This window comes from Methanoregula sp., assembly GCF_002835825.1.
In the GTDB taxonomy this organism is placed as follows: Archaea; Halobacteriota; Methanomicrobia; order Methanomicrobiales; family Methanospirillaceae; genus Methanoregula.
Map to the genome: position 1 here is coordinate 1 of NZ_PIZH01000772.1, position 1,037 is coordinate 1,037.

Genomic DNA, 1,037 nt, shown 5'->3' on the forward strand with positions numbered 1-1,037 from the left:
TTTGTCGGGGTTTTCGGGCTGAACTCAGAGGGGTATACAACGGAGACAGGTCTCGGTGACCTACTGATCCCGGCGATAGTGCGCGCGACAGGGAGGGTGGCAGACAGGGCGGGGCGGAAAAAACCGGCCGGCGCGGAGTAATTGGGAATACGCCCGGTGAATCCGGCCTTCATCGGCTGTATTGGATTTACCCCCGATACCGGAACCGGGCCCGCCGGTACCGGTTGCAATCGGGCCTGCTCTTACCGTTTCCGTAATATGGCCCCGGTTTTCAACCGGGGATCGGGTCAATCCTTCCGGACGATCCTCATCATCCGGTTGCCGCCCCGGATGAATTCATAATGTACCGTCACGATCTCGACAGAAAAACCGTTTTCCTGAAGATCGGCAGCGAGGATGTCCCGGTACCTGCTCACGCGGCCATTGAGATCGACCAGCGGAAAGATGCGGACTTCCGGGGCAACCCGGAGCATCTCCCCTACAGCCTTGCGGTGAAAATCTTCCGGGAGTTGATCGGAATAATAAAAGAGAAAATGCGAGCAGACTGCAAGATCGAACCTCCCGTCGGCAAACGGCAGGTCAGGGAGCGCTGCCGCACAATACCGCCCTTCACGCCGACCCTGTTCATAATCAGCAAGAAATGACCGCATGGCGGAAGAACGCCACTCACCAAGTTCTTCGGGGGACCGGACGGTGTTCCATACGAAAAGGTGACGGTTCTTTGATACCTGTTCAAGAATTTCCGGACGGCATGCCGCGATGCGGGACCGGATCTCTTCTTCCGTATACTGATACAGCGGATCGCAGGAAACAACCGAACCCCCCTCCGCAGTCAGTCCGGCGTTGAAACCTGCCGGGCCGTCAGCACACCCGAGAATCCGTTTTTTCAGGTCATTATCTGTCAGACGAAAAAACAGGAGATATTCCCGGAATGACCTCCCCCACGGAACCACCCGTTCGAGAGAAAACACCCTATCTGATTCACCGCCATTGTTTCCGGAGGAGGATTGCAGAAACCCAAACCGGACCTGCATCCC

1 protein-coding gene is annotated in these 1,037 nt (G+C 56.8%); it reads right to left on the reverse strand.

All coding sequences use genetic code 11. The annotated features are described in order from the left end of the window. Positions 1–287 precede the first annotated feature (287 nt). Complete coding sequence (locus CW742_RS15095; protein ID WP_292421843.1) at positions 288–971, reverse strand: hypothetical protein; 684 nt, start codon at positions 969–971, stop codon at positions 288–290. Positions 972–1,037: the final 66 nt, after the last annotated feature.